The following is a 24850-nucleotide window of genomic DNA, read 5'->3' on the forward strand; positions in this document are numbered from 1 at the left end:
TGAGAGCGTGATCAATCGTCGTCGATCAGGCGCCCGCGGCACACCCGCCAAGGTCAATGCGACCGCTGGTCTCGCGGCCAGCGAAGGACTAAACTCGGTCAGCATCTCGGATGGCAGTCATGAGAGCCGTACTGCTTGGCCCAGTCGCCGGCCGAGCCGACCTTGCGGAACGTGTCGTAATCATCCCAGCCGCCATTGGGCGGCGTGGGCCCGCCAGCCTTGTAGCCGGTGATGCCGGAGATCCAGCCGATATTGGGCAGGCGAAAGGCGCCATGGTGGAACCAGTCGTCGCCCATCCAGCCATCGATCATCGGGCTTTCCGGCGCGGCCACCTTGAGTGCCGGATGCGGGTTCAGCAGCGCCATCACCACCGTCCAGCCTTCGTAGGACGAGCCGAGCATGCCGACCTTGCCGTTCGATTCCGGCAGGTTCTTCACCAGCCAGTCGATCGTGTCGTAGGCGTCGGTGGTGTCGTCGATCTTGGTGGGATTGAGCGGCCCGACCGGCGGACGGGTAACGACGAAGTCGCCCTCGGAGCGATACTTGCCGCGGATGTCCTGAAACACGCGGATATAGCCCGCCTGGGTGAACACCTCGTCGCCCTGCGCGAGCACCGAGAGCATCTTGTTGCTGTCGGTACGGCGGACGCGATTATACGCGTCATAAGGCGTGCGGGTGAGCAGGATCGGCGCATTCTTCGCGCCCTTGGGGATCACGATGGTCGTGAACAGCTTGGTGCCGTCGCGCATCGGCACCATCACCTCGCGGCGGATATAGTCTTTGGATCCCTCCGGGAGGACGAACTTGGCGGGAATGTCGTTGAAGGGCTGGGCCTGCTGTGCGGTCGCGGCCGGGATCAGCGCGGTGGTCGCCAGCGCAGTGAACAGGAAGGTACGAAACTGCATAATGTCTCCCCAGAGAACCGAAGTCCGGGGTGATACTGTTACATTTGCAGTATTGGAAGAAGCTAGCGCGAAAAGGCCCGCGCTCCCATGAGGAACGCGGGCCTGTGAAAGCGGACGTGGATCAGGCGTGCGCGGGCGTGCCGAGCAATTCCGCCTCCAGATCGTCTACCAGGTGCGGACGGGTGGCCCCGATCGGCCCCACGCCTTCCGCCAAGGGCGCGGCGCGGCCGATGCGGAAAGCGGCACTGGTGCGGCCTTCACGACCATCCGGCAGGCGATAGCGCGCCTCCGCGACCACGACGGGGTTGAACGTGCGTCCCAGTTCGCCCTTGGGCATCGCGAGACGCGCGTCGACACGGGTGCCGTCCCCGGCATCGATCGTCACCGGCGGCACATCGGCGGCGGGACCATGGCGCGTCAGCAACTGCTCCATCTCGCTCGTCTCGGCATCGGCGAGCAGGAAAGTCGAGATGCGGACATCACGGGCAGCGGTATCGCCGGCATTACCGACGGTCAGCTCGATGTCGACCAGCGCCTCCTCCTCGCTCGTGCCGGCACGCACCGGGCGCAGACCCAGTTCCAGCCACGGCCGGTTTGCCACCGGAGCGGACGCGTCGACGACATGGTCGAGGACGGCCGCATCAGCCTCCGCCAGCCTCGCCTCGGCATGCGCCTGGGCAGCGGGTTCGACGCTCGGCCGCGCGGCGGCGGGGGCAGCCATCACCGGCGTCGCGGCAGCGGCGGCGCGGCCGATGTCGTGGCGCGGCGCCAGCGGCTGTGCCGCGGGCTGGTGCAAGACCGGCTCGCTGGTGACCGCGGTTTCGTGCACCAGCAGGTCGTCGTTGCTGCGACGACGGCGCAGCAGGACCATCGCCGCCGCCGCCGCGAGAAGCAAGACGAGGCCGCCTAGGATCCACGGGAGCAGCGGGGCCGAACGTGTTTCTTCGGCCGCGGTTTGTGTTGTCTGGGCAACCCGATCGGCGGGCGCCGCCGCCTGTGCAGCGGGTTCGGCCGGTTGCGATGCGGGGACTGCCGGATTTTGCTGCGCGGGCGCAGCGGCAGGCTGCGACGCGGGCGCAGGCGTGCGCGGCTGGGTGACAGCCGCGGCCGCAGCACGCGACGCGCTACGCTCGGCGCGCACCGTTCGGGCAGGTGCCGCATCAGAGGCCGAGGGCGCCTGATTGGCGCTGCCGGCCATCTGCTGCTCTACCGGCGGCACCGACTGCACGACGGGCGCAGCAGGAGCCATACGGACCTCCGGCGCGGGCGCGGCGGCCTGGGGCGCAGGCGCCTCCACCGCTGGCGGCGGTGTCACGGTCTGCTGGGGGGCGGCCTCCTGCGCGAAAGCAGGCGTGGCAAGGAACGCGGCACTGATTAACAGTGCGGCGCGGGGGCGAAGCGGGGTCTGACACTGTTTCATGACAGACACTCAACGGCCGACCGGCGAAATTCGACCGACGTGGCGCGGTCAGGCGTGACCCGCGCTCGACGAACCGAGCGGTTCACCCCATATTCAGGCACGGCTCTTGCGTCTTACACGCTGGAAATTCGGCAGCAACGCATTGAAAAGAAAGGGGCTTGCCGCGTAGTCGGCGGCAAGCCCCTTTTCATTGCTATTGCGTACCGATCAGAAGCGGCCGGTCAATTGCACCCCATAGAAGCGCGGCTCCGCCGGGATGTAGGTCGGGTTGCCGAAGCCGCCCCCGGTGTTGCCCGCGTCGAGCAGATAACGCTCGTTGGTCGCGTTGCGGACATAACCGGCGATCTCATAGCGGCCTTCGGCGAAGCTCATGCCCGCCTTCACATTAACCAGCGTTACCTTGTCCTGGGAGATCGCCTCCCGATTGGGGATCTCGAAGAAGATCTTGCTGCGATAGGTCACGCTCGGCGTGGCAAACACGCGCATCCCGTTCCCCACCGGCGCATCCACGGTGAAACCCGCAGCCCATTGCAGACGCGGCTGCAGGCGGAAGCGGTTGTTGGCGTAGATGCCGTTCGACCGCTTGTCGTCGATTCCACCGTCGATGAAGCCGGCGTTGCCGAACACCGTCAGCCAGCTGACGGGGCGCAACTGCCCTTCCGCCTCGAAGCCGAGGTTGCTGGCGCTGCCGGCGCTCTCGGTGATGCTCGAGCCGACCGGGCGGCCCGACGGATCGTTGGCGTCGGTGATCGTGCGGCTGATCTGGAAGTTGTCGTACTTCTGATAGTAGACGCCCAGCGAGCCGGAAAACATGCCCTGGGACAGCTTCACGCCGCCCTCATAGTTCCACACCGTTTCCTCGGGGATGACCGAGGTGGAGGTAGCCGCCTGGTTCACCGTCGGCGAGCGGCGGCCCTTCGAGATCGTCGCATACAGGTTGATGGCGTCGCTCACCCGATAGAGCGCGTTGAAGCGCGGCAGGAAGGCCTGGAAGCTGTCCTGGCTCCACAGCGTGCCGTTGGTCGTGGTCTGGCCCGGGATCAGCGGTGCGCCGCTGAGGCGCGACCTCGGCGCGACGGAGACATAGCCGGACTTGCGCTGCTCGATCAGTGCACGGATGCCGGCGGTCAGCTCCAGCGCATGGATCGGCGTCCAGGTCACTTCGCCGAACATCGAATATTGGTCGTTGATGCCCTTGTTGGTGAAGATCGAGCTGTAGGGAATCTGCGTGAACGCGCCCTTGGTGAGCGACGCCGTCGTCTGCGAGGCGACGACGACACCAGTCGACGAGACGCAGGGCAAACCGGTCGCGCACGCGATATAGATGCCCTCCTCGGTCGAGAACGGCACTTCCTGGCGATTATTCTCATGGAAGACGTTCCAGCCGAAGCTCGTCCGGACATGATCGCCGACATAAGCGAAGCGCGATTCATGGCTGAGCTGCGATCCATAGGCGCCCTCGGCGAATTCGAGCCACCAGGCTGCCGACCCGTCTGCATCGAAGATCTCGAGCGAGTCGAACGAGCGGTAGCCGTTGACCGTGGTGAAGCTCCAGCCATCGCCGAGGTCGTAATGCGCGGTGAGGTTCACGTCGTAGACGTCGCGGGTCAGGCCCAGCTTGTCGGCGCCGAGCACCTGCTTTGAGAAGGGCGAGCCGGAAAGGTTCGCCGCGCCGAACGGATCGGCCGGGCCCCGGGACGTCGCAAAGCGCCTCGAGATGAACGGCGTGCCGCTGTTGCGCTGGCGATCATAGGTGCCGATCAGGTCGACGGTCAGCGCCGCGGTGGGCGTGTAGCGCACCGAGGCGCGCAGGCCTAGCTGGTTCTGCGCGTACAGATCGTCCTGGGTCGGCGACAGATTCTCGACATAGCCGTCGCGCTTCTTGAACTCGCCGGCGACGCGCGCCGCGATCACGTCGTTGCCGATATTGAGGTGGCCGCCCACCAGATAGGCGTTGTAATTGCCATAGCCCGCGGTGAGTTCGCCCGACACGCCCGGCTTGGGCCGCGCCGAGACGATGCTGACCGCGCCGATCGTCGAGGCGGTGCCGAACAGCGTCGCCTGCGGGCCCTTCACCACCTCGATCCGATCGACGTCGTAGATTGCCTGATAGGCACCGCGCGAGCGCGAGATGTCGACGCCGTTATAGTAAAGCGTGACGCGCGCCGCCTGCTGCGCCGAGCCGCTGTCCGAGGTGATGCCGCGGATCACGATGCCGGGGTTGTTGGCGCTCTGCTCCTGGATGTTGAGGCCGGGCACGTAGTTGGAGAGCTCGTCGAGATCGTTGACGCCGATCCGCTTCATCTGCTCCTGCGTGACGGCGGTGATCGTGATCGGCACGTCGCGCAGCTTCTGCTCGAACTTCTGCGACGTGACGATGATGTCGCCGCCCATTACCTCGTCCTGCGCCGTTTCCTGCGCCTGCACCGCCGTCGCCGACACCGTGGCAAGCAGCGCGGCGATCAGACCCATTTTATTGTAATGCATTCTTTGCCTCCCTTGGTCGGAAGGGCGGTTGGCAACCGTTTGTTAAGGCTTCACGGCGCCAGTGCGTCAGAATTGTTGCGACTGCGTAAACCCCGCATGTCCGATGGTGCAGCGCGGAACCATTTCGCCGTCCCGCTGTACGCACCCTTTGACATCCCCTCCCCTGCGCCCTATATCCCCGCTCTGGCCCTCCGATCGGGAAATGACTCGCCGTCGCGCAGCGTGTCGTAGGAATGGATCGGAACGGCTTGTCAGACGCCCCTGAAGCTGCCGAATCCCGAGCATCGGGGGTCGCGCGGCCTTTCGGCGTCACTTTGCACGTCCTGGCTCCCGGACAGGGGCACCGAGTTTACGGCTGACGAGGCAACACACACCTATGGCTACCAAGGCAATCGAGGATGGCGCGCAGGCGCGCGCAGGCTCGGGCGGCACGCTGAAGCGCCGCATCCGCAAGGTGTTCGGCGACATCCACGAAGTGGTGCAGATGCCGAACCTGATCGAGGTTCAGCGCGAATCCTACGAACAGTTCCTGCGGTCGGACCCCTCGATCGGCTATGTCTCCGGCCTCGAGAAGACGCTCCGCAGCGTGTTCCCGATCCGCGACTTCGCCGGCACCGCCGAGCTCGACTTCGTGACCTACGAGCTCGAGGATCCGAAGTTCGACGTGGACGAGTGCCGCCAGCGCGGCATCACCTATGCGGCGCCGATGCGCGTGACGCTGCGCCTGATCGTGTTCGAGGTCGATCCCGATACGGAAGCCCGGTCGGTGCTCGATATCAAGGAGCAGGACGTGTACATGGGCGACATGCCGCTCATGACCGAGAACGGCACGTTCTTCATCAACGGCACCGAGCGCGTCATCGTCAGCCAGATGCACCGTTCGCCGGGCGTGCTGTTCGACCATGACCGCGGCAAGACCCATGCTTCGGGCAAGTATCTCTTCGCCGCGCGCGTGATCCCGTATCGCGGTTCGTGGCTGGACTTCGAGTTCGACGCCAAGGACATCGTCAACGTCCGTATCGACCGCAAGCGCAAGCTGCCGGTCACCAGCCTGCTCTACGCGCTGGGGCTGAGCTCGGAAGAGATCCTCAACTATTTCTACAACCGCGTCACCTTCCTGCGCGGTCCGAACGGCTGGCAGATCCCCTTCCAGGTGGAGAACTGGCGCGGTTCGAAGCCGATGTTCGACATCGTCGACGCCAAGTCGGGCGAGGTCGTGTTCCCGGCCGGCCAGAAGATCAGCCCCCGCGCAGCCAACAAGGCGGCCAAGGACGGTCTCGAGACGCTGCTGATCCCGACCGAGGAAATCTTCGGCCGCTACAGCGCCTATGACCTGATCAACGAGGCGACCGGCGAGATCTACATCGAAGCCGGCGACGAAGTCTCGGCCGAGAATCTCGAGAAGCTCGACAAGGCCGGCATCGACCGGATCGAGCTGCTCGACATCGATCACATCGCCACCGGCCCGTGGATCCGCAACACGCTCAAGGTCGACAAGGCCGAAGAGCGCCAGCAGGCGCTGTCAGACATCTACCGCGTCATGCGCCCCGGTGAGCCGCCGACGCTCGAGACCGCGGAATCGCTGTTCGCCGGCCTGTTCTTCGATCCGGAGCGCTACGACCTCTCGGCCGTGGGCCGCGTCAAGCTCAACATGCGCCTGGGCCTCGACACGCCCGACACGGTGACCACGCTGCGCACCGAGGACATTCTCGAGGTCGTCAAGACGCTCGTGAACCTCAAGGACGGCAAGGGCGAAGTCGACGACATCGACAATCTCGGCAACCGCCGCGTCCGTTCGGTGGGCGAGCTGCTCGAGAACCAGTACCGCGTCGGCCTGCTCCGCATGGAGCGCGCCGTGAAGGAGCGCATGTCGTCGGTCGACGTGTCGACGGTGATGCCGAACGACCTGATTAACGCCAAACCCGCGGTCGCCGCGGTGCGCGAGTTCTTCGGTTCGTCGCAGCTGTCGCAGTTTATGGACCAGACCAACCCGCTCTCCGAAGTGACGCACAAGCGTCGCGTCTCGGCGCTCGGGCCGGGCGGTCTCACCCGTGAGCGCGCAGGCTTCGAAGTCCGCGACGTTCACCCGACCCATTATGGCCGTATCTGCCCGATCGAAACGCCGGAAGGCCCGAACATCGGTCTGATCAACAGCCTCGCGACCTTCAGCCGCGTCAACAAGTACGGCTTCATCGAGACGCCGTACCGCAAGATCATCGACGGCAAGGTGACCAACGAGGTCGTCTATCTGTCGGCGATGGAAGAGCAGAAGCACACGATCGCGCAGGCATCGGCCGAGCTCGACGAAACCGGCGCGTTCGTCGACGAGCTCGTCTCTGCCCGCCAGGCCGGCGAATTCCTGATGGCGCTGCGCGATCAGGTCACGCTGATGGACGTGTCGCCGAAGCAGCTCGTCTCGGTCGCCGCCTCGCTGATCCCCTTCCTCGAGAAGGACGACGCGAACCGCGCGCTGATGGGCTCGAACATGCAGCGTCAGGCCGTGCCGCTGGTGAAGGCGGAAGCGCCCTTCGTCGGCACCGGCATGGAATCGACCGTGGCCCGGGATTCCGGCGCCGCGATCGCCGCCAAGCGTTCGGGCGTGGTCGACCAGGTCGACGCGACCCGCATCGTGGTCCGCGCAACGGGTGACGTCGATGCCAGCGAGAGCGGCGTCGACATCTACACGCTGATGAAGTTCCAGCGCTCGAACCAGTCGACCTGCATCAACCAGCGTCCGCTGGTGAAGGTGGGCGACATCGTGCAGGCCGGCGACGTGATCGCCGACGGCCCGTCGACCGAGTTCGGCGAGCTGGCGCTGGGCCGCAACGTGCTCGTCGCGTTCATGCCGTGGAACGGCTACAACTACGAGGACTCGATCCTGATCAACGAGCGCATCGTGAAGGACGACGTGTTCACGTCGATCCACATCGATGAGTTCGAAGTGATGGCGCGCGACACCAAGCTCGGGCCGGAAGACATCACCCGCGACATCCCGAACGTCGGCGAGGAAGCGCTCCGCAACCTCGACGAAGCGGGCATCGTGTATGTCGGCGCCGAAGTGGAGCCGGGCGACATCCTGGTCGGCAAGATCACCCCGAAGGGCGAAAGCCCGATGACGCCGGAAGAAAAGCTCCTCCGCGCCATCTTTGGTGAAAAGGCCAGCGACGTGCGCGACACCTCGCTGCGTCTGCCCCCGGGCGTGGCCGGCACGATCGTCGACGTGCGCGTGTTCAACCGTCACGGCATCGACAAGGACGAGCGTGCCCTGGCGATCGAGCGCGAGGAAATCGAGCGCCTGCGCAAGGACGCCGATGACGAACGCAACATCCTCAACCGCGCGACCTGGTCGCGTCTGCGCGAGATGCTGCTGGGTCAGGTCGCGACCGCTGCGCCGAAGGGCCTGAAGAAGGGCGTCACGATCGACGAGGACCTGCTCGACAGCGTCGACCGCCACGAGTGGTGGAAGTTCGCGGTGCAGGACGACGCGATGCAGGGCAACCTGGAAGCGGTGAAGGGCCAGTATGACGAGGCCGTGAAGCGCATCAAGGACAAGTTCGAGGACCGCCGCGAGAAGCTGGAGCGGGGCGACGAGCTGCCGCCGGGCGTGCTGAAGATGGTCAAGGTGTTCGTCGCGGTGAAGCGCAAGCTGCAGCCGGGCGACAAGATGGCCGGCCGCCACGGCAACAAGGGCATCATCAGCCGCATCCTGCCGCAGGAAGACATGCCGTTCCTCGAGGACGGTACCCCGGTCGACTTCGTGCTCAACCCGCTGGGCGTGCCTTCGCGCATGAACGTCGGGCAGATCTTCGAGACCCATCTGGGCTGGGCCGCGCGCGGCCTGGGCCGGAAGATCGGCGACGCGCTCGATGCCTGGCGTGCAGCCAACCCGAACCCGCAGGCCGGCGAAGCACCGGAAGCGGTGAAGGAGCTGCTCGGCACCGTCTATGGCGACACCTACAAGGCCGAGCTGGATCGCCGCTCGCCCGAGCAGCTGGTCGACCTGGCGCAGAACGTCCGCTCGGGCGTGCCGATGGCCACCCCGGTGTTCGACGGCGCGGTGGAAGCCGACGTCTCGGCGATGCTGCGGATGGCGGGCCTGGACGAATCCGGCCAGGTGACGCTGTTCGACGGCCGCACGGGCGAGGCGTTCGATCGCAAGGTGACGGTGGGGTACAAGTATGTGCTCAAGCTGCACCACCTGGTCGACGACAAGATCCACGCGCGTTCGATCGGGCCGTACAGCCTCGTCACCCAGCAGCCGCTGGGCGGTAAGGCGCAGTTCGGTGGCCAGCGCTTCGGTGAAATGGAAGTGTGGGCGCTCCAGGCGTACGGCGCGGCGTATACGCTCCAGGAAATGCTGACGGTGAAGTCGGACGACGTGGTCGGCCGCACCAAGGTCTACGAAGCGATCGTCAAGGGCGACGACACCTTCGAGGCCGGCATTCCGGAGAGCTTCAACGTGCTCGTCAAGGAAATGCGCTCGCTGGGCCTCAACGTCGAGCTGAAGAGCCAGGAAGAAGACGACGGTCTGGCCGAGGCGGCTGAATAAGAGAATGCACTCCCCCTCCCGCATGCGGGAGGGGGCCGGGGGGTGGGCTCCCGGCCTGTAGCGGAGTGATCGGTTGAAACCGGGTGCCCACCCCTTCCCAGGCCTGCGGCCTGGGCCCCTTCCCCTCCCGCGCGCGGGAGGGGAGTTGAAGGACCAGATACGATGAACGAACTTACGAACTTCGCGAACCCGCTCGCCAAGCCGGAAACCTTCGACCAGATCCAGATCGGGATCGCGTCGCCGGACCGTATCCGCAGCTGGTCGTTCGGCGAGATCAAGAAGCCCGAGACGATCAACTACCGCACGTTCAAGCCCGAGCGTGACGGCCTGTTCTGCGCGCGCATCTTCGGTCCGATCAAGGACTATGAATGCCTGTGCGGCAAGTACAAGCGCATGAAGTACAAGGGCATCGTCTGCGAAAAGTGCGGCGTGGAAGTGACCGTCTCGAAGGTCCGCCGCGAGCGCATGGGCCATATCGAACTGGCTGCCCCGGTCGCGCACATCTGGTTCCTGAAGTCGCTGCCGAGCCGCATCGGCCTGTTGCTCGACATGCAGCTCAAGCAGCTCGAGCGCGTGCTCTACTTCGAGAGCTACATCGTCACCGAGCCCGGCCTCACCCCGCTCGAAAAGTTCCAGCTCCTCACCGAGGACGAACTGCTCGACGCACAGGATGAGTATGGCGAAGATGCCTTCTCCGCCGGCATCGGCGCCGAAGCGGTCAAGATCATGCTCATGGATCTCGACCTCGAAGGCGAGCGCAAGGAACTTCTGGAAGAGCTGGCGACGACCAAGTCGGAGCTGAAGCCCAAGAAGATCATCAAGCGCCTCAAGGTGGTCGAGAGCTTCATCGAATCCGGCAACCGCCCGGAATGGATGATCCTCGACGTCGTGCCGGTGATCCCGCCCGAGCTGCGCCCGCTGGTGCCGCTCGACGGTGGCCGCTTCGCGACCTCGGATCTCAACGATCTGTACCGCCGCGTGATCAACCGTAACAACCGCCTCAAGCGCCTGATGGAGCTGCGCGCGCCGGACATCATCGTCCGCAACGAAAAGCGCATGCTGCAGGAAGCTGTCGACGCGCTGTTCGACAATGGCCGCCGCGGCCGCACCATCACCGGTGCGAACAAGCGTCCGCTCAAGTCGCTGTCCGACATGCTCAAGGGCAAGCAGGGCCGCTTCCGTCAGAACCTGCTCGGCAAGCGCGTCGACTATTCGGGCCGTTCGGTCATTGTGACCGGTCCGGAGCTCAAGCTGCACCAGTGCGGCCTGCCGAAGAAGATGGCGCTCGAGCTGTTCAAGCCGTTCATCTACGCCCGTCTCGATGCCAAGGGTCTGTCCATGACCCTGAAGCAGGCGAAGAAGTGGGTCGAGAAGGAGCGCAAGGAAGTCTGGGACATCCTGGACGAAGTGATCCGCGAGCACCCGGTGCTGCTGAACCGCGCGCCGACGCTGCACCGTCTGGGCATCCAGGCGTTCGAGCCGGTGCTGATCGAAGGCAAGGCGATCCAGCTCCACCCGCTGGTCTGCTCGGCGTTCAACGCCGACTTCGACGGTGACCAGATGGCCGTCCACGTTCCGCTGAGCCTCGAGGCCCAGCTGGAAGCGCGCGTCCTGATGATGTCGACCAACAACATCCTGTCCCCGGCCAACGGCAAGCCGATCATCGTGCCGTCGCAGGACATGGTGCTGGGTCTCTATTACATCACCATGGAGAAGGAAGGCGAGCCGGGCGAAGGCATGCTGCTGGCCGACATGGCGGAGGTCCACCAGGCCCTCAACGCCGGCGCGGTCACGCTGCACTCCAAGATCACCAGCCGCGTTCCGCAGACGGACGAGGACGGCAAGTCGTACCTCAAGCGCTACCAGACCACCCCGGGCCGCATGCTGCTCGGCGAGTGCCTGCCGAAGAGCCACAAGGTGCCGTTCGACGTCGTCAATCGCCTGCTCACCAAGAAGGACGTGGGCGACGTGATCGACGAGGTCTATCGTCACACCGGCCAGAAGGAGACCGTGCTGTTCGCCGACGCGATCATGAGCCTCGGCTTCCGCAACGCGTTCAAGGCGGGCATCTCGTTCGGCAAGGACGACATGATCATCCCGGAAGCCAAGGAAGCACTGGTCGAAGAGACCAAGGCCTTGGTGAAGGATTTCGAGCAGCAGTATCAGGACGGCCTGATCACGCAGCAGGAGAAGTACAACAAGGTGATCGACGCCTGGAGCCGTTGCGGTGACCAGGTGGCCGCGGCGATGATGGACGAGATCAAGGCGGTCAAGAAGGACCCCGAGACCGGCCGCCAGAAGCCCGACAACGCCATCTACATCATGGCGCACTCCGGTGCCCGTGGTTCGGCGGCGCAGATCAAGCAGCTGGCCGGCATGCGCGGCCTGATGGCCAAGCCGTCGGGCGAGATCATCGAAACGCCGATCATCTCGAACTTCAAGGAAGGTCTGACCGTCCTTGAATACTTCAACTCGACCCACGGCGCCCGTAAGGGCCTCGCGGACACCGCGTTGAAGACGGCGAACTCGGGTTACCTCACCCGTCGTCTGGTCGACGTGTCGCAGGACTGCGTCGTCCTCGAGGACGATTGCGGCACCGAGCGCGCGCTGGAGATGAAGGCGATCGTGCAGGGTGGTTCGGTGATCGCCTCGCTCGGCGAGCGCATCCTGGGCCGCACCACGGCCGAGGACATCGTCGATCCGAAGACCAGTCAGGTGGTGATCCCGATCGGCACCCTGCTGGACGAGCCGATGATCGCGCAGATCGAGGCACTCAGCACCCCGGCGGTGAAGATCCGTTCGCCGCTGGTCTGCGAAGCCAAGCTCGGCGTGTGCGCCAAGTGCTACGGGCGTGACCTTGCCCGCGGTACCCCGGTGAACATCGGCGAAGCGGTGGGCGTCATCGCGGCGCAGTCGATCGGCGAGCCGGGTACGCAGCTGACCATGCGTACCTTCCACATCGGCGGTGCGGCACAGCTCAACGAGCAGTCGAACCTCGAAGCCCCCGTGGACGGCAAGGCCGAGTTCCGCGACCTGCGCCTGATCGAGGATCAGCGCGGCCGTCGCGTGGTGCTCAGCCGCTCGGGCGAGATCGCGATCATGGACATGGATGGCCGCGAGCTGGCCGTGCACAAGATCCCGTACGGCGCCTATGTGATGTTCGACGACGGCCATCTGGTCAGCGCCGGCGATCGCATGGCCGAGTGGGATCCGTTCACCATGCCGGTGATCACGGAAACCGGCGGTACCGTGAAGTACCAGGACATCATCGAAGGCAAGACCATGACGGAACAGGTCGACGAAGCGACGGGCATCGCCCAGCGCGTCGTCACCGAGTTCCGCGGTGCGGGCAAGAAGGAGGACCTGCGTCCTCGCATGACCCTCACCGGCGAGAATGCCGCCGAAGCCGCCCGCTACATGCTGGCGCCGGGCGCGGTGATCTCGGTCGAGGATGGTGCCACGGTGCAGGGCGGTGACGTTCTCGCCCGTGTGGCGCGCGAGTCCGCCAAGACCCGCGACATCACCGGCGGTCTGCCGCGCGTCGCCGAGCTGTTCGAAGCGCGCAAGCCCAAGGAAAATGCCATCATCGCGAAGGTCTCTGGCCGCGTGGTGTTCGGCAAGGACTACAAGGCCAAGCGCAAGATCGGCATCCAGCCGGAGGACGGCGGCGAGGTCGTGGAGTATCTGGTCCCGAAGTCGAAGGTGATCGACGTTCAGGAAGGCGATTACGTCAAGCGTGGCGACAACCTGATCGGCGGTTCGCCGGATCCGCACGACATCCTGGAAGTGCTCGGCATCGAGCCGCTGGCCGAATATCTGGTCAGCGAAATTCAGGAAGTCTATCGACTGCAGGGCGTGAAGATCAACGACAAGCACATCGAGGTGATCGTTCGCCAGATGCTGCAGAAGGTCGAGATCACCGATGGCGGCGACACCACGCTGCTGGCGGGCGAACAGGTCGATCGCGACGAGATGGACGAGCATAACGAGAAGCTCCAGCCGGGCCAGCAGCCCGCGTTCGGCAAGCCGATCCTGCTCGGCATCACCAAGGCGTCGCTGCAGACCCGCAGCTTCATCTCGGCCGCGTCGTTCCAGGAGACCACCCGCGTGCTCACCGAAGCCGCGGTGCAGGGCAAGAAGGACACGCTGCTTGGCCTGAAGGAAAACGTGATCGTCGGCCGCCTGATCCCCGCCGGTACCGGTGCGGGCATGGGTCGCCTGCGGGTCGCTGCCACCTCGCGCGATGCGGCGCTGCGCGTCGCCCAGCGCAAGATGCAGGATGCCTCGCTCATCGCGCCGGCAAGCGCGGCGGAAGAGCATGCGGCCGAACTGGCCCGCAGCGCGCGCGACGCAGCCGGCACCGGGGACGATCCCCTGGCATCGGTCGCCCCCTCGGGCCACGGCACGGACGCGGATGCCGGCGAGTATCTGAACGAGGCGGAGTGATCCGCCCCGTTCGGGGGCTCCCAGCCTGACCGAGCGTGACACGAAAAGAGCCGCCGTCCGGGATACCGGCCGGCGGCTTTTTTCCGCGACCGTCAATGCTTGACGAGTAGCTCGGCCCGGAACGCCGCCTGCGCGGGGTCAGAATGCAATCGTCAACCGGAGCGTGCCGACCACCACGCCCCGCGCTTTTTCGACACCGCCGCGGTCGGTGACGAACTGCACGTCGGGCTGCACGGTCAGCCATTTCGTGAGCTGGTCCGAATAGGTCAGCTCGAACGTCGTCTCGGCACGGGACGGGCGGGCCCCCGCTTCCAGCACCATCGTCCGATAGCCCCGCGTCGTCACCCCCCGGCTCATGCCGAACGAGACCTGGGAATCGGGTCGCCCCGACACTGCCCGCTCCACCAGGAAGCCCGCCTGCCAGCCGCCCTGGAACGGCGTGGTCGAGCCGCCGGACATGCCGATGCGCCCGAACGCGGTCAGCGATCGCTTGTCCTCCCCGCCCAGCATCTGCCATTCGGCAAGCGCATATCCGCCTTCGTCGATCCGGCGAAGCGGCACTCCCTCGGCATCCACGGCGGTATAGTCGGGGTGCCGCTTGCTGTAGCGCCAATAGCCGGCAGCAAGCTTGAGGCCCGGGCGCTCCACCCCCGCCTCGCCGATCGCCAGAATGCCGTCGCGAAAGCTGAAATCGAGACCGGCCGGTTCACCGAGGCAGCCGGCGGCGGCATTGAGGATCGCCGCACGCGCAAAGCCCATCTCGCCGAACCGATGCTCCACCCGCACGGACAGCGCGGTGGAGGGGAAGATGGAGGGCCCGTTCGGGCCGGTGGCCGCCAGTTCCGATCCCGGGCCGAACGAGGGCGAGATCAGCAGCCCCGCCGCGTCGTTGACGTAGAATTCGCTGTTGAGGTCGTAGATGCCGGCACGCACCGTGGTCCGGGCATCGAGGCGTTGCTCCACCCAGGCTTCGAACAGGCGAACATGATGGCTGGCGACTTCGATGTTGTTGATGCCCTGAAGCGTGCCCGCCGCATTGTTGGGCCGTCCGCCCATCGTGCTGAGGACATGTACATGTGCGCGCGCGCCGCGCCACCCCGCGAGACGATCGAGATCGGCGTCGGCGGTGAGGTCGGTATCATCGAGCACATAGGTGCGATTGCGATCGCCGCCACGCGCGACGCTGGCGACGTCAATCGTTTCGACCAAGTGAATATCGACGACACTCTGGGAATATACGTAGCTTGGCGCCATACATCCCAGAATAAGGGCCAGCAAAAATCGCTTCATTACCGATCATCCCGTCGTCCCTCGATAATAGTTTTAGGATGACTCAACCCAAATCTGCAGAGTCTCATCTATAATTTTCGGGGGGAGAGAATGAGTCCCATCATGTATGGGTCGCGAGCGTGGAGCCAAGTTCGTGCAGTCTATCGCGCATTCAACCCGAAAGCTCACCACCGCCATCATCATGCTTTTCCTGTTGTGCGGCGGCACCGGCATCATCTCGTCCTGGCTGCTCAGCGCCGCGCTGGAGCGGCAGGCCCGCGCGTCCGCGCTGCTCCGCAACCACATGGAAGCGGACATGATGCATGATGCGATCCGCAGCGACGTGCTCGCCGCGCTCGCGTCGAGCGAACCCGGGATCGGCATCAAGCTTGGGGATGCACGCAAGGATCTGGAGGAGCACCTCGCGATCCTGCGCAAGCGCATCGCCGAAGATGCCGCGTTCAAGGGCGACAGCGCCATCGAAGCCGCCGCGGCAAAGGTAGGCGGCCCGATGAACACCTATGCCGACGCGGCCCAGAAGATCGCCGACGCGGTGGCAGCCGATCCAGCTGCGGCCAAGCAGCAACTGCCGGCCTTCTTCGAACAGTTTTCGGTGCTGGAGGAATCGATGGCCGCCGCATCCGATGCAATCGAGCACTATTCGGATTCCACGGCGCGAACCGGCGCGGTGATGGGCTCGATTACGATCGCCCTCCTGATCGCGGCGCTCACCGCCGCGATCGGCGGTGCGCTGTATGCGGCGCGGATGGCCTATCGTACGCTCATCCACCCGCTGATCGCGCTCGCCGACACGGTCCATCGGCTGACGACCGATGCCGGTACGACGCTGCCCGAGACCGATCGCCAGGATGAGCTGGGCACCCTTGCGCGCGCTATCGCCGCGTTCAGCGGGCAGGTGCAGACTGCCAATGCCGAGAAGCAGGCGATGACCGAACTGATCGTCGATACCGTGGGATCGGGCCTCCGCAACCTCGCCAGCGGAGACCTCACCGCGCATATCGAGGCGGACCTGTCCGGGCCGTTCGCGCGCCTGAAGCATGATTTCAACACCGCGGCCGACAGTCTGCGCGGCCTGATCGGCACCGTGCACAGCGGCGCTGGATCGCTGCGCCGGGCATCGACCGAGATCACCGCGGCTGCCGAGGATCTCGCACGCCGCACGGAGGCCAATGCTGCCAGCCTCGAGACGACCACCGCCGAGGTCAACCAGATCGACGAACGGCTCAAGACCTCCGTCCGCGCCGCGAGCGAAACAGTGGGACGTGCCGACCAGACGATCGAGGCGGTCAGCTCCGGTCGGTCGCGCGTCAGCAACGCGGTCACTGCGATGAGCCGCGTGTCGGACAGCGCCAAGGGCATCGATGCCGTGATCGAGGGGCTGGACAAGATCGCCTTCCAGACCCGCGTTCTCGCCATGAACGCCGCCGTCGAAGCCGGCCGGGCCGGCGAGGCGGGGCGCGGTTTCGCCGTCGTCGCCGACCTCGTCTCCGCCTTGGCGATGCGCGCGGAAGAGGAAGCGGGGCGCGCGCGCGATCAGCTGACCGTTACGCAGGTGGAGATCGGCACGGCGGTGGCGGCGGTCGAGGATGTCGACGGCGCGTTCACCTCTATCTCCGAAAATGCCCAGTCGGTGCACAAGCTGCTCGGCCAGGTGGCGGCCGACAACCGGGTACAGTCGGATTCCATCTCACGGCTCAGCGAGACGATCCGGGTGATGGACAGCTCCACCCAGCAGAATGCCGCGATGGTCGAGCAGACCTCGGCCGCGGCGCGCAATCTGATGGCGGAGATCAACCAGCTGGCCGACCAGGCCGGGCGTTTCCGCATCGACCAGGGCGGGACTGCTACCGCTGCGGCCGCGCCGACGCCGCGCAAATCCTATGCGCTGCCGATGCCGGAACAAGCGACCATGGACGAAGGGGAATGGGTCTAGTCGCCGAAGGGCACGATCCGATCGCCCAGCCGCTCCGCCTCGGCACGGTCGTGGGTGACGAGCAGGATCGGCAGGCCGATGCCGTCACGCAGCCGCTCGAGCAGCGCCAAAATCTCCTCGCGCCGGGCGCGATCGAGCGAGGCGAGCGGCTCGTCGAGCAGCAGAAAGGCCGGGTCCGCGAGCAAGGCGCGGCCGATCGCCACCCGCTTCGCCTCGCCGCCGGAAAGCGTGCGGGGCCAGCGATCCAGCAGGGGGGCGATGCCGAGCAGGCCGATCACCCCCTCCGCGTCCACCGCCGCGCCCTTGCGCCGGCCATAGCGCAGATTGGCGCGCACCCGCAGGTGCGGGAATAGCCGCGGCTCCTGGAACACATAGCCGGCCCGCCGCGCCTCCGGCTTGAGGTCGATGCCCGCATCGGCATCGAACAGCGTCCGCCCGCCCACCCGGATATGCCCGATATCGGGCCGCAACAGCCCGGCGACCATGTTGAGCACGCTCGACTTGCCCGCGCCCGAGGGGCCGGACAGCACGGTCACGCCCGCGCCAGGTTCGATGCAGCAGGCGATGGTCGTGTCGCCCAGCCGGCGGCGCACGTCGATGTCAAAGGACATGGGTGCCCCTGCCCGTCCGCCGCGCGACCAGTTCCGACGCCAGCAGCGCGGCGAAGGCGATCGCGATCGACACCCCCGCCAGCCGCAGCACGGTCCCCTCGCCTCCCGGCACCTGCAGCGCCGAATAGATGGCGAGCGGCAGCGTCTGGGTTTCGCCGGGCACGTTCGAGACGAACGAAATCGTGGCACCGAACTCCCCCAGCGCACGGGCGAAGCCGAGGACCAGACCGGCAAGCACGCCGGGCAAGGCGAGCGGCAGCGTGATGGTAACGAAGGTGCGCACCGGGCCGGCGCCCAGACTGCGCGCCGCCTGCTCCAGCCGCTGATCCACGGCTTCGAGGGAAAGCCGGATCGCGCGGACCATCAGCGGCAGCGCCATCACGCCGGCGGCGATCGCGGCGCCGGTCCAGCGGAACAGGACGGTGGTGCCGAATGTACGCTCAAGCAGGCCGCCGATCGGCCCGGCGGGCGCGAAGGCCAGAAGCAGCATCCAGCCGGTCACCACCGGCGGCACCACCAGCGGCAGGTGGACCAACGCGTCGAGCAGCAGCTTGCCGGGAAAGCGCGCGCGGGCGAGCAGCCAGGCCAGCGCGAACGCCACCGGCAGCACGGCCAGCACCGCCACTCCGCCCACCTTCAGCGAGAGCAGGACGATGCCCCATTCTTCGGCGCTCAGCACCAGGGCGTGCTCACAGCGGAGTGAAGCCGTAGCGGGCGAAGATCGCCTTGCCGCGCGCGCTGATCAGAAAGCGGCGAAACGGCTCCGCGTCGGGGCTGACGGCGGTCTTCAGCCGCGCCACCGGGTAGCGGATCGGCGGATGGCTAGCGGCCGGGAACATGCCGGCGATCCGCACCCGGGTGGAGGCGCGCGCGTCGGTCGCATAGACGATGCCGAACGGTGCCGCGCCGCGCTCGACCAGTGCCAGCGCGGCGCGGACATTCTCGGCGCGCACTACCTTGGGGGCCAGCCGGTCCCAGGCGCCAATCTTCTGGAGCGCGGCCTTGCCGTAGAGGCCGGCGGGCACCGCGTTCGGATCGGCCATCGCCAGCCGCCCCTGCCCGATCGCGGCGAGCAGCGGCCCGGCGCGATCCAGCGGCACGGTGCGCCGGTCGTTTGCCCTGGCTGCCAGCACCAGGCGGTTGCCGAGAAATGCGGTGCGCGTACCGGGTGCGAGTGCCCCCGCTTTCTGCACCGCATCCATCCACGGCTCGTCGGCGGAGACGAACAGATCGGCCGGCGCGCCCGACCGGATCTGGCGCGCCAAGGCGGAGGAGGCGGCGAAGGAAAGGACCGGCCGTTCATGCCCCAGCCCCGCCCAGGCGTCGGCGGCGGCGTTCATCGATTCCTGCAGACTGGCGGCGGCGAGCACCAGCGGCGGGCGGGCGGCGGCATGGACGGGCAGGGCAAATGCGGAGACAATTGCAGCAAGCAGCCACCGGCGGGTCGGGATCGGCGAAACGGGCATGGGCGCAGAACCTTCGGCGAAGCGATGCGATCCGGTTCGCGGCTCCCCAGCCGCCTGTCAAGCCGAGCCTTCGACCGGGTCGCTAGCGGCGCAACGCCCGGACCGCGCCGATCATCCCGCTCGCCAACAAGTCGGCCGGGTGCGCATCCGCCAGTGCCGCCGCGTCAGGCCTTGCGGCGATAGCATCGCGCAGCTTCAGCCGCCCCGAGCGTATCCCGGCACGGCACAGCCGCCACCACAGCCGCGAAATCTCACGATCCACTGCTGCCCGCGTCTCGGCATCGCAAGCGCCTTCCCCAAACCGTGCGCGCAGCACCGCAATGCCTTCGAACAGGCGGCGCAGCAGCGCGCGGTCGCCGATCGGTGCCCGGCCCATCACATAGCGCACCAACAGCCCGGCGATATCCGGTGCCCGATCCCCCAAGAGGGCGCGGTGCAGATTGCGCAGCAGGGTTTCGGCATGGGCGGTCATCGTGCCGCTGAACACCTGCGAGGCACCGCCGGCGTGCTGGCGATAGCGGGTGAGGACCGTATCAATCTGGTCGATACGCCCGAACGCACGCAGCCGGTGATACAGATCGAAATCCTCGACATAGCGGCATTCCGGCCGTTCGAACGGATCGAGCCGGCGCGCCGCGTCGGCGCGGAACAGCACCGACGACCAGACCAGCGGGTTCTGCACCAGCATCAGCCAGTCGATCAGCCCGGGGATCAGCGGGCGCGGCCATTGCCCTGGTACCACCCGGCCGTCCAGCAGGCACTCGGTGGCGGTGCTCACCAGCACGGTTCCGGGATTTGCGTCGAGCCAGGCGACCTGCCGGGCAAAGCGATCGGGCAGGCAGAGATCGTCCTGGTCCAGCCCGGCGACGTAGCGACCACGCGCGGCGGCGAAGGCGCGGTTGCGCGCCACCACCGGCCCGCCGTTTACCGCGCTTTCAATCACCCGGACGCGCGGGTCGCCCACGCCCCGCAGCACCGCCACGCTATCGTCGCGCGAGCCGTCGTCCACCGCCACCAGTTCCCAATCCGCGAAGGTCTGCGCCTGCAGGCTGGCCAGCGTCTCCGGCAGCAATGCGGCGCCGTTATACGTCGCCATGATCACCGAGACGGTGGGCGCCGCGCTCATGCCGCCACACGCGCGCGATCGGCCAGGATCTGGTCGACGATCATCCGCCCGATATCGTTCTGCCACAGCCACAGGCCGTTCGCCTTGCCGCTGAAGCTGGCCTCACCGCCCAGCGGTCCGTCGGGCACATGGCCGGAGGCGAGCCCGAGCCCATAGACGCCGGGCAGCGGCCGGCCTGCCGCGTCCAGCACCCGGCATTGCTGGTCGACCAGCCGGGGGCGGCCGGGATGGTCCGCCATCAGCGGGATGCGCGCGCCCTCCACATCGTAGAGCGGCAGCGCCCGGGGCCGGTAGCCGAGCGCGCCGATCACGACGTCGGCCTCGGTCAGCTCGGCCCGCATCGCCGCCTCGTTCGCATGGCTCAGCCGGCACAGCATCATGCGCGGGTCGGGTGCGCGGCCGCCGACGCCGAGCATCCGCAGCACCAGTTCGCGTGCCTCCAGCCGGAAGCCGGCGAGGCGATAGACGAAGCCGCTCAACGGGCAGATGTCGTCGACGCCGAAATCGGTGAAGCCATCGGCCCGTGCCTCCTCGGCCGAGCGGTAGAAGGGGCGTAGCGGCCGGCGATGATAGAGCCGCACGGCTGCAGCCCCAAGGGGCAGCGCCGGGCTGGCCTTGAGCAGCAGCACCGCCGCCGCCATGGCACTCGTCGATCCGCCGATGATGGCGATACGCGGCGCCTTGACCGACGCCAGCCGCGCGCGGAGCCGATCCAGCCCGCCAAGTCGCAGGAAGTCGTCGCCCTGCATCAGCCGCTCGCCGGCCAGGTCCCCGATCGGTGCGCCTGCGACGATCTCGGCCGCAACATGTGCCCGCTCCTGATAGCCGCCGGTCGCGATCACCAGATTGGCGGCGCGCATCACCCGCTCGTCGCCGGTCAGCAGATTGCGCACCCGCGCCGCCCAGTCGCCGTGCGGCGTGCGGCGGGCATCGACGACTTCGGACCGCGTCGCCACCACGCCGCCATGCTGCGCCACGACGGCGCCGAGCCGCGCGCCGGTCGCCTCCAGCAGCGGCGTCGAGCGCGCCAGCGGAACGCCCAGCCGTCCGGCATAGAGCGCCACTTCGCGCCCGGCATGATGCTCCGTCAGCGCGGCGATCTCGCCGTGGACATTGTCCCTCACCGCGGTGAGGAAGGTCTCGGCGGTGCTGTCGGAGGTAATAGCGTAGCTGCCGATCTGGCCGCGGCCCAGCACCGCATCGCGCTCTACGATCGCGAGCCCGCTCCGGGCCAGCGCTACCAGCTGGTCGCCCTTGGTCGCCGCCGTCAGCAGCGCGGTGCCGGCCGGCCCGCCGCCAACGATCAGCGCCGAGTGGACCGTGCGGCCGCGGCGCTCCTGCCGCAGCCCGTCCAGCCCCGCCGTGCGGCAGGCGTCGATCAGCGCGGTGCAGACCGTGTCGACGTCCGCCTCGGTCATGCCGTCGGTGACCGGCAGCGACAGAATCCGCCCGCTGATCTCGTCGGCCACCGGCAGCGCGCGATCGATCACGCAGCTGCTGCGGAACCAGGGCTGCTCGCCCAGATGCGGACTGAAATACTGGCCCGCGCCGATCCCCTGCGCAGCCAGGGTCGCGATGATCGCCGCGCGGTGGCCGGCAAAGGGCCGTGGCAGCAGCAGCGACTGGAACTGCAATGCCGGCCGCGCGCCACGCAGCGCCTGAAATTCGAAGCCGTGCGCCTCGGCGAAGCCGCCCAGCCGCGCTCGATAGGCGCAGTCCAGCGCCGCGCGGTGCGCGGCGACGCCCTCCAGCTGCTCCAGCCGGGCCATTGCGAGCGCGCCGAGCACTTCGGGCAGCTTGGCGTTAAGCCCCGGCCCCTCGGCGGAGCGCCCGCCGTCGAAGCCGAAATTGCTCATCCGCCGCAGTGCGTCGATCCGTTCGGCGTCCCCGCTATGGATCAGCCCTCCCTCCGCCGTCGCGAAGACCTTGGTGGCGTGCATCGAATAGACGATCGGGAAGGGCTCGCCCGCACCGAATGCCCGCCCCGCAGCGTCGATCGTTCCCAGCGAAGCAGCGGCATCCACCACCACGCCGATGCCCCGCGCATGATAGTCGCGGTAGCGCGCCAGATCGATCGCAGCGCCGAACGTGGCATAGGGCACCACCACCGCGATGGCATCGCCATGCCGGTCGAATGCCGCTGCCTCCGCGTCCGCACGCATCGTCCATTCTTCGGGGTCGATGTCGCACAGCACCGGCGTCAGGCCCGCCCATTGCACCGCCTGCGCCGTCGCTGCGAAGGTGAAGGCGGGAACCAGCGCCAGCGCACCGCTGCCCGCCCGCGGGCCCGCCGCATGCCGGATGGCGAGCATCAGTCCCAGAGTCGCGTTGTTGACCGCGAGGCATGCACCCTGCCCGCCGAACAGCCGCGCCGTCGCCGCGGATTCGAAGCCGCGCACGACGGGCCCGCCGTTCGAATAGGTGCCTCGCGCCTCGATGGCACGGAGCGCGTCGGTCATCATGCTCAGCCGCGGCGGCTGCGGCGCGATCAGCGGCAGGCGCTGCATGGTCATCTCTCCCACAGCTCCTTGCGGCAAGGAGCGAAGGCGGCGGACCATGGCAGAGCCGGCTTAGAAAACCGTAAAACGCACCGAAGCTCCGGTGCCCGACGAGTTACGCGCCCCGCCGGTCGGCGGTCTGTACGTGGAGCGCGGGGAACACATCCTCGATCGGCTTGCCGTCGGGGAGCACGTACACATAGCCGCCCTTGCCCTTGTACATCGGGCTGAGCGTCTTGGCGTAGAAGGTCGACGGCACGTTGATGCAGCCGAAGGTGATGCGGTTGTCGTCGGGCGTCGGCGAAGCGAGCCGCTCGCGCCGCTTTTCCTTGCGTGCCGCGGCACCGGCGGGCACCGGGTGCAGCGCCACCGACGTATAATAATCCACCCACAGCACGCGCTCCTTGCCGACCGCCAGGCCGAACCTGGCAAGGAAGCGACCGGCGGGGGTGGTCTTTTCGGCCGGGCCGATCTCGGAGAGCTGCTTGGCGCCGATCCCCGGCGTCGCATCGTCGCCGGGCGCGATTCCGATCAGCACCGGCACGGCGGCGAGTTGCTTGCCCCGCGCGTCGTAAAGGAACAGCGCGGCATTGGGCTTGTCCACGATCAGATAGGGCAGCCCGTGATTGTCCCCGGCCGCGGATACCCAGTCGTGCACGCGCAGCGTCTCCGCCGAGGGCCGGAGCTCGGGTGCCGCAGGCCTGGCGGCGGCTGCCTTGGGCTTGCCCTTGGCGGACGCGCGCTTGCCCTTTCCAGGCGCGACCTGCTTCGTCGCCGCGGCCTTGGGCTTGGCATCCTGCGACGGGTTGGCGGCGGCCGGGGAAACGATCAGCGCCAGCCCGGCCAGCGCGAATAAGCCTTGGATCATCGATGTCATCGCTCAGCAAGAAAGGCGCTCAAAGAAAAGGGTGGCCGCCCCGAAGCGCGGCCACCCGAAACCCGCGGCCCGAAGGCCGGTGCGGCAGGCGCCGCTTAGTTGCGGGCGCGCTTGCGCGGACGCGCGTTCTGCTGCTGCACCTGCTGCGAAAGCTGCTGGGTCTGCTGGTCCAGCGTGTCGACGCGGCCGTTCAGCTGATCGAGGCGCTGGCCGTTCTGCTGGGCCTGGCCGGCGGCGGCCTGGGCCTGCGACAGCGCCTGCTTGGCGGTGCCGTCGGTTTCCTGCAGGCGCGTTTCCAGCGCATCCACGCGCTGGCTGACCGGCGCGATCTGCTCGCGGACGAACGACTTGGTCGCGCAACCGCTCAGCGCAACGCCGCCAATCATCAGCGCCGCGAGGGGAGCAAACTTCATACCAGTACGCATATACACACCTTTCACTCGTTAACTAAACTAAGGCCCCGCCACCAAGCCGGAGCAACGGACCCGCAACAATCCCGATTCCGTTCGGCTGTGCCTGTTGTCCGCCGGACCGAGCCGGCGCTGGGGCAAGGCGATCCTGCATCAGCGCTTCTGCCGCCCCTTGGGACGCTCGGCGAAGGGATCACGGGGAATCCCGTCGTCACCGGCCGCAGCCTTGGCGGGGCCGTGCTGCGCATCGACACAACGCCGGAGTTCGACCACCGCCGCCCCGCTGCCGTCGAGCGGGAGCCGCGCGACCGGGGTGGTGCCGCGATCGATATGCAACGCCTTGGAGCCGGCGAAGGAGGTCGGAAACTTGGGATCGAATGCTGCGACAAAGCCCTGCTTGCCGTCCGCAACGATGCCGATCGCCTGGTGATTGGGATAGCCGCCCTGACTGAGGCGGAAGGTAAGTTTCAGCCGGTCCTGCGGCCGGATCGACCAATTCTCGTTGAGCACGGAGAAATGGTTGCTGCCGTCGCGGTCCAGCCCCAGCAGCAGCGTGGTGCCGCCGGGCTGATCGAACGCGCGGCTGATAAAGCAGCCCGACCCGTCCTTGCTGGCGGCGATCGTCCAGTCGCCCAGCTGCCGGGTAGCATAGGCCTGCCCGAAGGCCGGCGCGGCGAAGACCAGCGCCGCCGCTACTCCCGGCGCTGCCCAGCGGCGGGTTCGCGCTGGCAGGGATCGGGGGGCATGCGACACGGTGTTACTCACGCGGGAAACCATCTGATAAGGACGGCCGCATAACGTTCGTTTTCCGGAATGGTTCACATCGTCGCGC

General features: G+C 67.2%; 14 protein-coding genes and 1 pseudogene. 3 read left to right on the plus strand and 12 right to left on the minus strand.

What is annotated here, in order from left to right:
• Nucleotides 1–125 precede the first annotated feature (125 nt).
• From S2M10_RS08230 to S2M10_RS08240, 3 genes and pseudogenes are all read right to left on the minus strand, one after another.
• A pseudogene (locus S2M10_RS08230) lies at nucleotides 126–905 on the minus strand (CocE/NonD family hydrolase); the annotation flags it as partial.
• Between the two features lie 121 nt (nucleotides 906–1026).
• On the minus strand, nucleotides 1027–2154 hold the full coding sequence (locus tag S2M10_RS08235; protein ID WP_168845686.1) for a hypothetical protein: 1128 nt from the start codon (nucleotides 2152–2154) through the stop codon (nucleotides 1027–1029).
• A 378-nt stretch (nucleotides 2155–2532) separates the two neighbouring features.
• Nucleotides 2533–4812 carry a TonB-dependent receptor gene (locus tag S2M10_RS08240; protein ID WP_247650703.1) on the minus strand — a complete coding sequence of 760 codons (2280 nt, stop codon included), beginning with the start codon at nucleotides 4810–4812 and terminating at the stop codon, nucleotides 2533–2535.
• Nucleotides 4813–5188: 376 nt separating this feature from the next.
• On the opposite strand from S2M10_RS08240, the gene rpoB reads away from it, so the two are divergent.
• Nucleotides 5189–9361 carry a DNA-directed RNA polymerase subunit beta gene (rpoB, locus tag S2M10_RS08245; RefSeq protein WP_168845687.1) on the plus strand — a complete coding sequence of 1391 codons (4173 nt, stop codon included), beginning with the start codon at nucleotides 5189–5191 and terminating at the stop codon, nucleotides 9359–9361.
• A gap of 162 nt (nucleotides 9362–9523) precedes the next feature.
• Nucleotides 9524–13807 (plus strand): DNA-directed RNA polymerase subunit beta', encoded by a 4284-nt coding sequence (rpoC, locus tag S2M10_RS08250; protein WP_168845688.1) that lies wholly within the window; start codon nucleotides 9524–9526, stop codon nucleotides 13805–13807.
• A 138-nt stretch (nucleotides 13808–13945) separates the two neighbouring features.
• Here the strand turns inward: rpoC and S2M10_RS08255 are convergent, their stop codons facing one another.
• Nucleotides 13946–15016: a carbohydrate porin gene (locus S2M10_RS08255; RefSeq protein WP_247650704.1), complete on the minus strand. Its 1071-nt coding sequence runs from the start codon at nucleotides 15014–15016 to the stop codon at nucleotides 13946–13948.
• A 214-nt stretch (nucleotides 15017–15230) separates the two neighbouring features.
• On the opposite strand from S2M10_RS08255, the gene S2M10_RS08260 reads away from it, so the two are divergent.
• Nucleotides 15231–17030 carry a methyl-accepting chemotaxis protein gene (locus S2M10_RS08260; protein WP_348770552.1) on the plus strand — a complete coding sequence of 600 codons (1800 nt, stop codon included), beginning with the start codon at nucleotides 15231–15233 and terminating at the stop codon, nucleotides 17028–17030.
• Here the strand turns inward: S2M10_RS08260 and S2M10_RS08265 are convergent.
• From S2M10_RS08265 to S2M10_RS08300, 8 genes are all read right to left on the minus strand, one after another.
• A complete protein-coding gene (locus S2M10_RS08265; protein WP_168845689.1) occupies nucleotides 17027–17641 on the minus strand; it encodes an ATP-binding cassette domain-containing protein in 615 nt (204 codons plus the stop codon). The genes S2M10_RS08260 and S2M10_RS08265 overlap by 4 nt on opposite strands.
• Entirely contained in the window at nucleotides 17631–18320 is a 690-nt protein-coding gene (modB, locus tag S2M10_RS08270; RefSeq protein ID WP_168845690.1) for a molybdate ABC transporter permease subunit, read from the minus strand. The genes S2M10_RS08265 and modB overlap by 11 nt, the downstream gene beginning before the upstream one ends.
• Before the next feature lie 10 nt (nucleotides 18321–18330).
• Nucleotides 18331–19107 (minus strand): molybdate ABC transporter substrate-binding protein, encoded by a 777-nt coding sequence (gene modA / locus S2M10_RS08275; protein WP_168845691.1) that lies wholly within the window; start codon nucleotides 19105–19107, stop codon nucleotides 18331–18333.
• An 82-nt stretch (nucleotides 19108–19189) separates the two neighbouring features.
• Complete coding sequence (locus S2M10_RS08280) at nucleotides 19190–20233, minus strand: glycosyltransferase (RefSeq protein ID WP_168845692.1); 1044 nt, start codon at nucleotides 20231–20233, stop codon at nucleotides 19190–19192.
• Nucleotides 20230–22746 (minus strand): DegT/DnrJ/EryC1/StrS family aminotransferase, encoded by a 2517-nt coding sequence (locus S2M10_RS08285; RefSeq protein WP_348770554.1) that lies wholly within the window; start codon nucleotides 22744–22746, stop codon nucleotides 20230–20232. The genes S2M10_RS08280 and S2M10_RS08285 overlap by 4 nt, the downstream gene beginning before the upstream one ends.
• Before the next feature lie 100 nt (nucleotides 22747–22846).
• Entirely contained in the window at nucleotides 22847–23599 is a 753-nt protein-coding gene (locus S2M10_RS08290) for a murein L,D-transpeptidase (protein WP_168845693.1), read from the minus strand.
• A 104-nt stretch (nucleotides 23600–23703) separates the two neighbouring features.
• Nucleotides 23704–24021 carry a hypothetical protein gene (locus S2M10_RS08295; protein ID WP_247650705.1) on the minus strand — a complete coding sequence of 106 codons (318 nt, stop codon included), beginning with the start codon at nucleotides 24019–24021 and terminating at the stop codon, nucleotides 23704–23706.
• Between the two features lie 150 nt (nucleotides 24022–24171).
• On the minus strand, nucleotides 24172–24783 hold the full coding sequence (locus S2M10_RS08300; protein WP_211090942.1) for a hypothetical protein: 612 nt from the start codon (nucleotides 24781–24783) through the stop codon (nucleotides 24172–24174).
• Nucleotides 24784–24850 lie beyond the last annotated feature (67 nt).

The sequence above is a fragment of the Sphingomonas sp. S2M10 genome (assembly GCF_012650175.1).
GTDB lineage: Bacteria > Pseudomonadota > Alphaproteobacteria > Sphingomonadales > Sphingomonadaceae > Sphingomonas.

What these genes read in the sequence shown, in the direction of transcription:
- rpoC (WP_168845688.1), top strand. Translation starts at nt 9,524, where the DNA reads ATGAACGAACTTACGAACTTCGCGAACCCGCTCGCCAAGCCGGAAACC.
- S2M10_RS08285 (WP_348770554.1), bottom strand. Translation starts at nt 22,746, where the DNA reads ATGACCATGCAGCGCCTGCCGCTGATCGCGCCGCAGCCGCCGCGGCTG.
- S2M10_RS08280 (WP_168845692.1), bottom strand. Translation starts at nt 20,233, where the DNA reads ATGAGCGCGGCGCCCACCGTCTCGGTGATCATGGCGACGTATAACGGC.
- S2M10_RS08240 (WP_247650703.1), bottom strand. Translation starts at nt 4,812, where the DNA reads ATGCATTACAATAAAATGGGTCTGATCGCCGCGCTGCTTGCCACGGTG.
- S2M10_RS08235 (WP_168845686.1), bottom strand. Translation starts at nt 2,154, where the DNA reads ATGGCTCCTGCTGCGCCCGTCGTGCAGTCGGTGCCGCCGGTAGAGCAG.
- rpoB (WP_168845687.1), top strand. Translation starts at nt 5,189, where the DNA reads ATGGCTACCAAGGCAATCGAGGATGGCGCGCAGGCGCGCGCAGGCTCG.
- S2M10_RS08290 (WP_168845693.1), bottom strand. Translation starts at nt 23,599, where the DNA reads ATGATCCAAGGCTTATTCGCGCTGGCCGGGCTGGCGCTGATCGTTTCC.
- S2M10_RS08295 (WP_247650705.1), bottom strand. Translation starts at nt 24,021, where the DNA reads ATGAAGTTTGCTCCCCTCGCGGCGCTGATGATTGGCGGCGTTGCGCTG.
- S2M10_RS08265 (WP_168845689.1), bottom strand. Translation starts at nt 17,641, where the DNA reads ATGTCCTTTGACATCGACGTGCGCCGCCGGCTGGGCGACACGACCATC.
- modA (WP_168845691.1), bottom strand. Translation starts at nt 19,107, where the DNA reads ATGCCCGTTTCGCCGATCCCGACCCGCCGGTGGCTGCTTGCTGCAATT.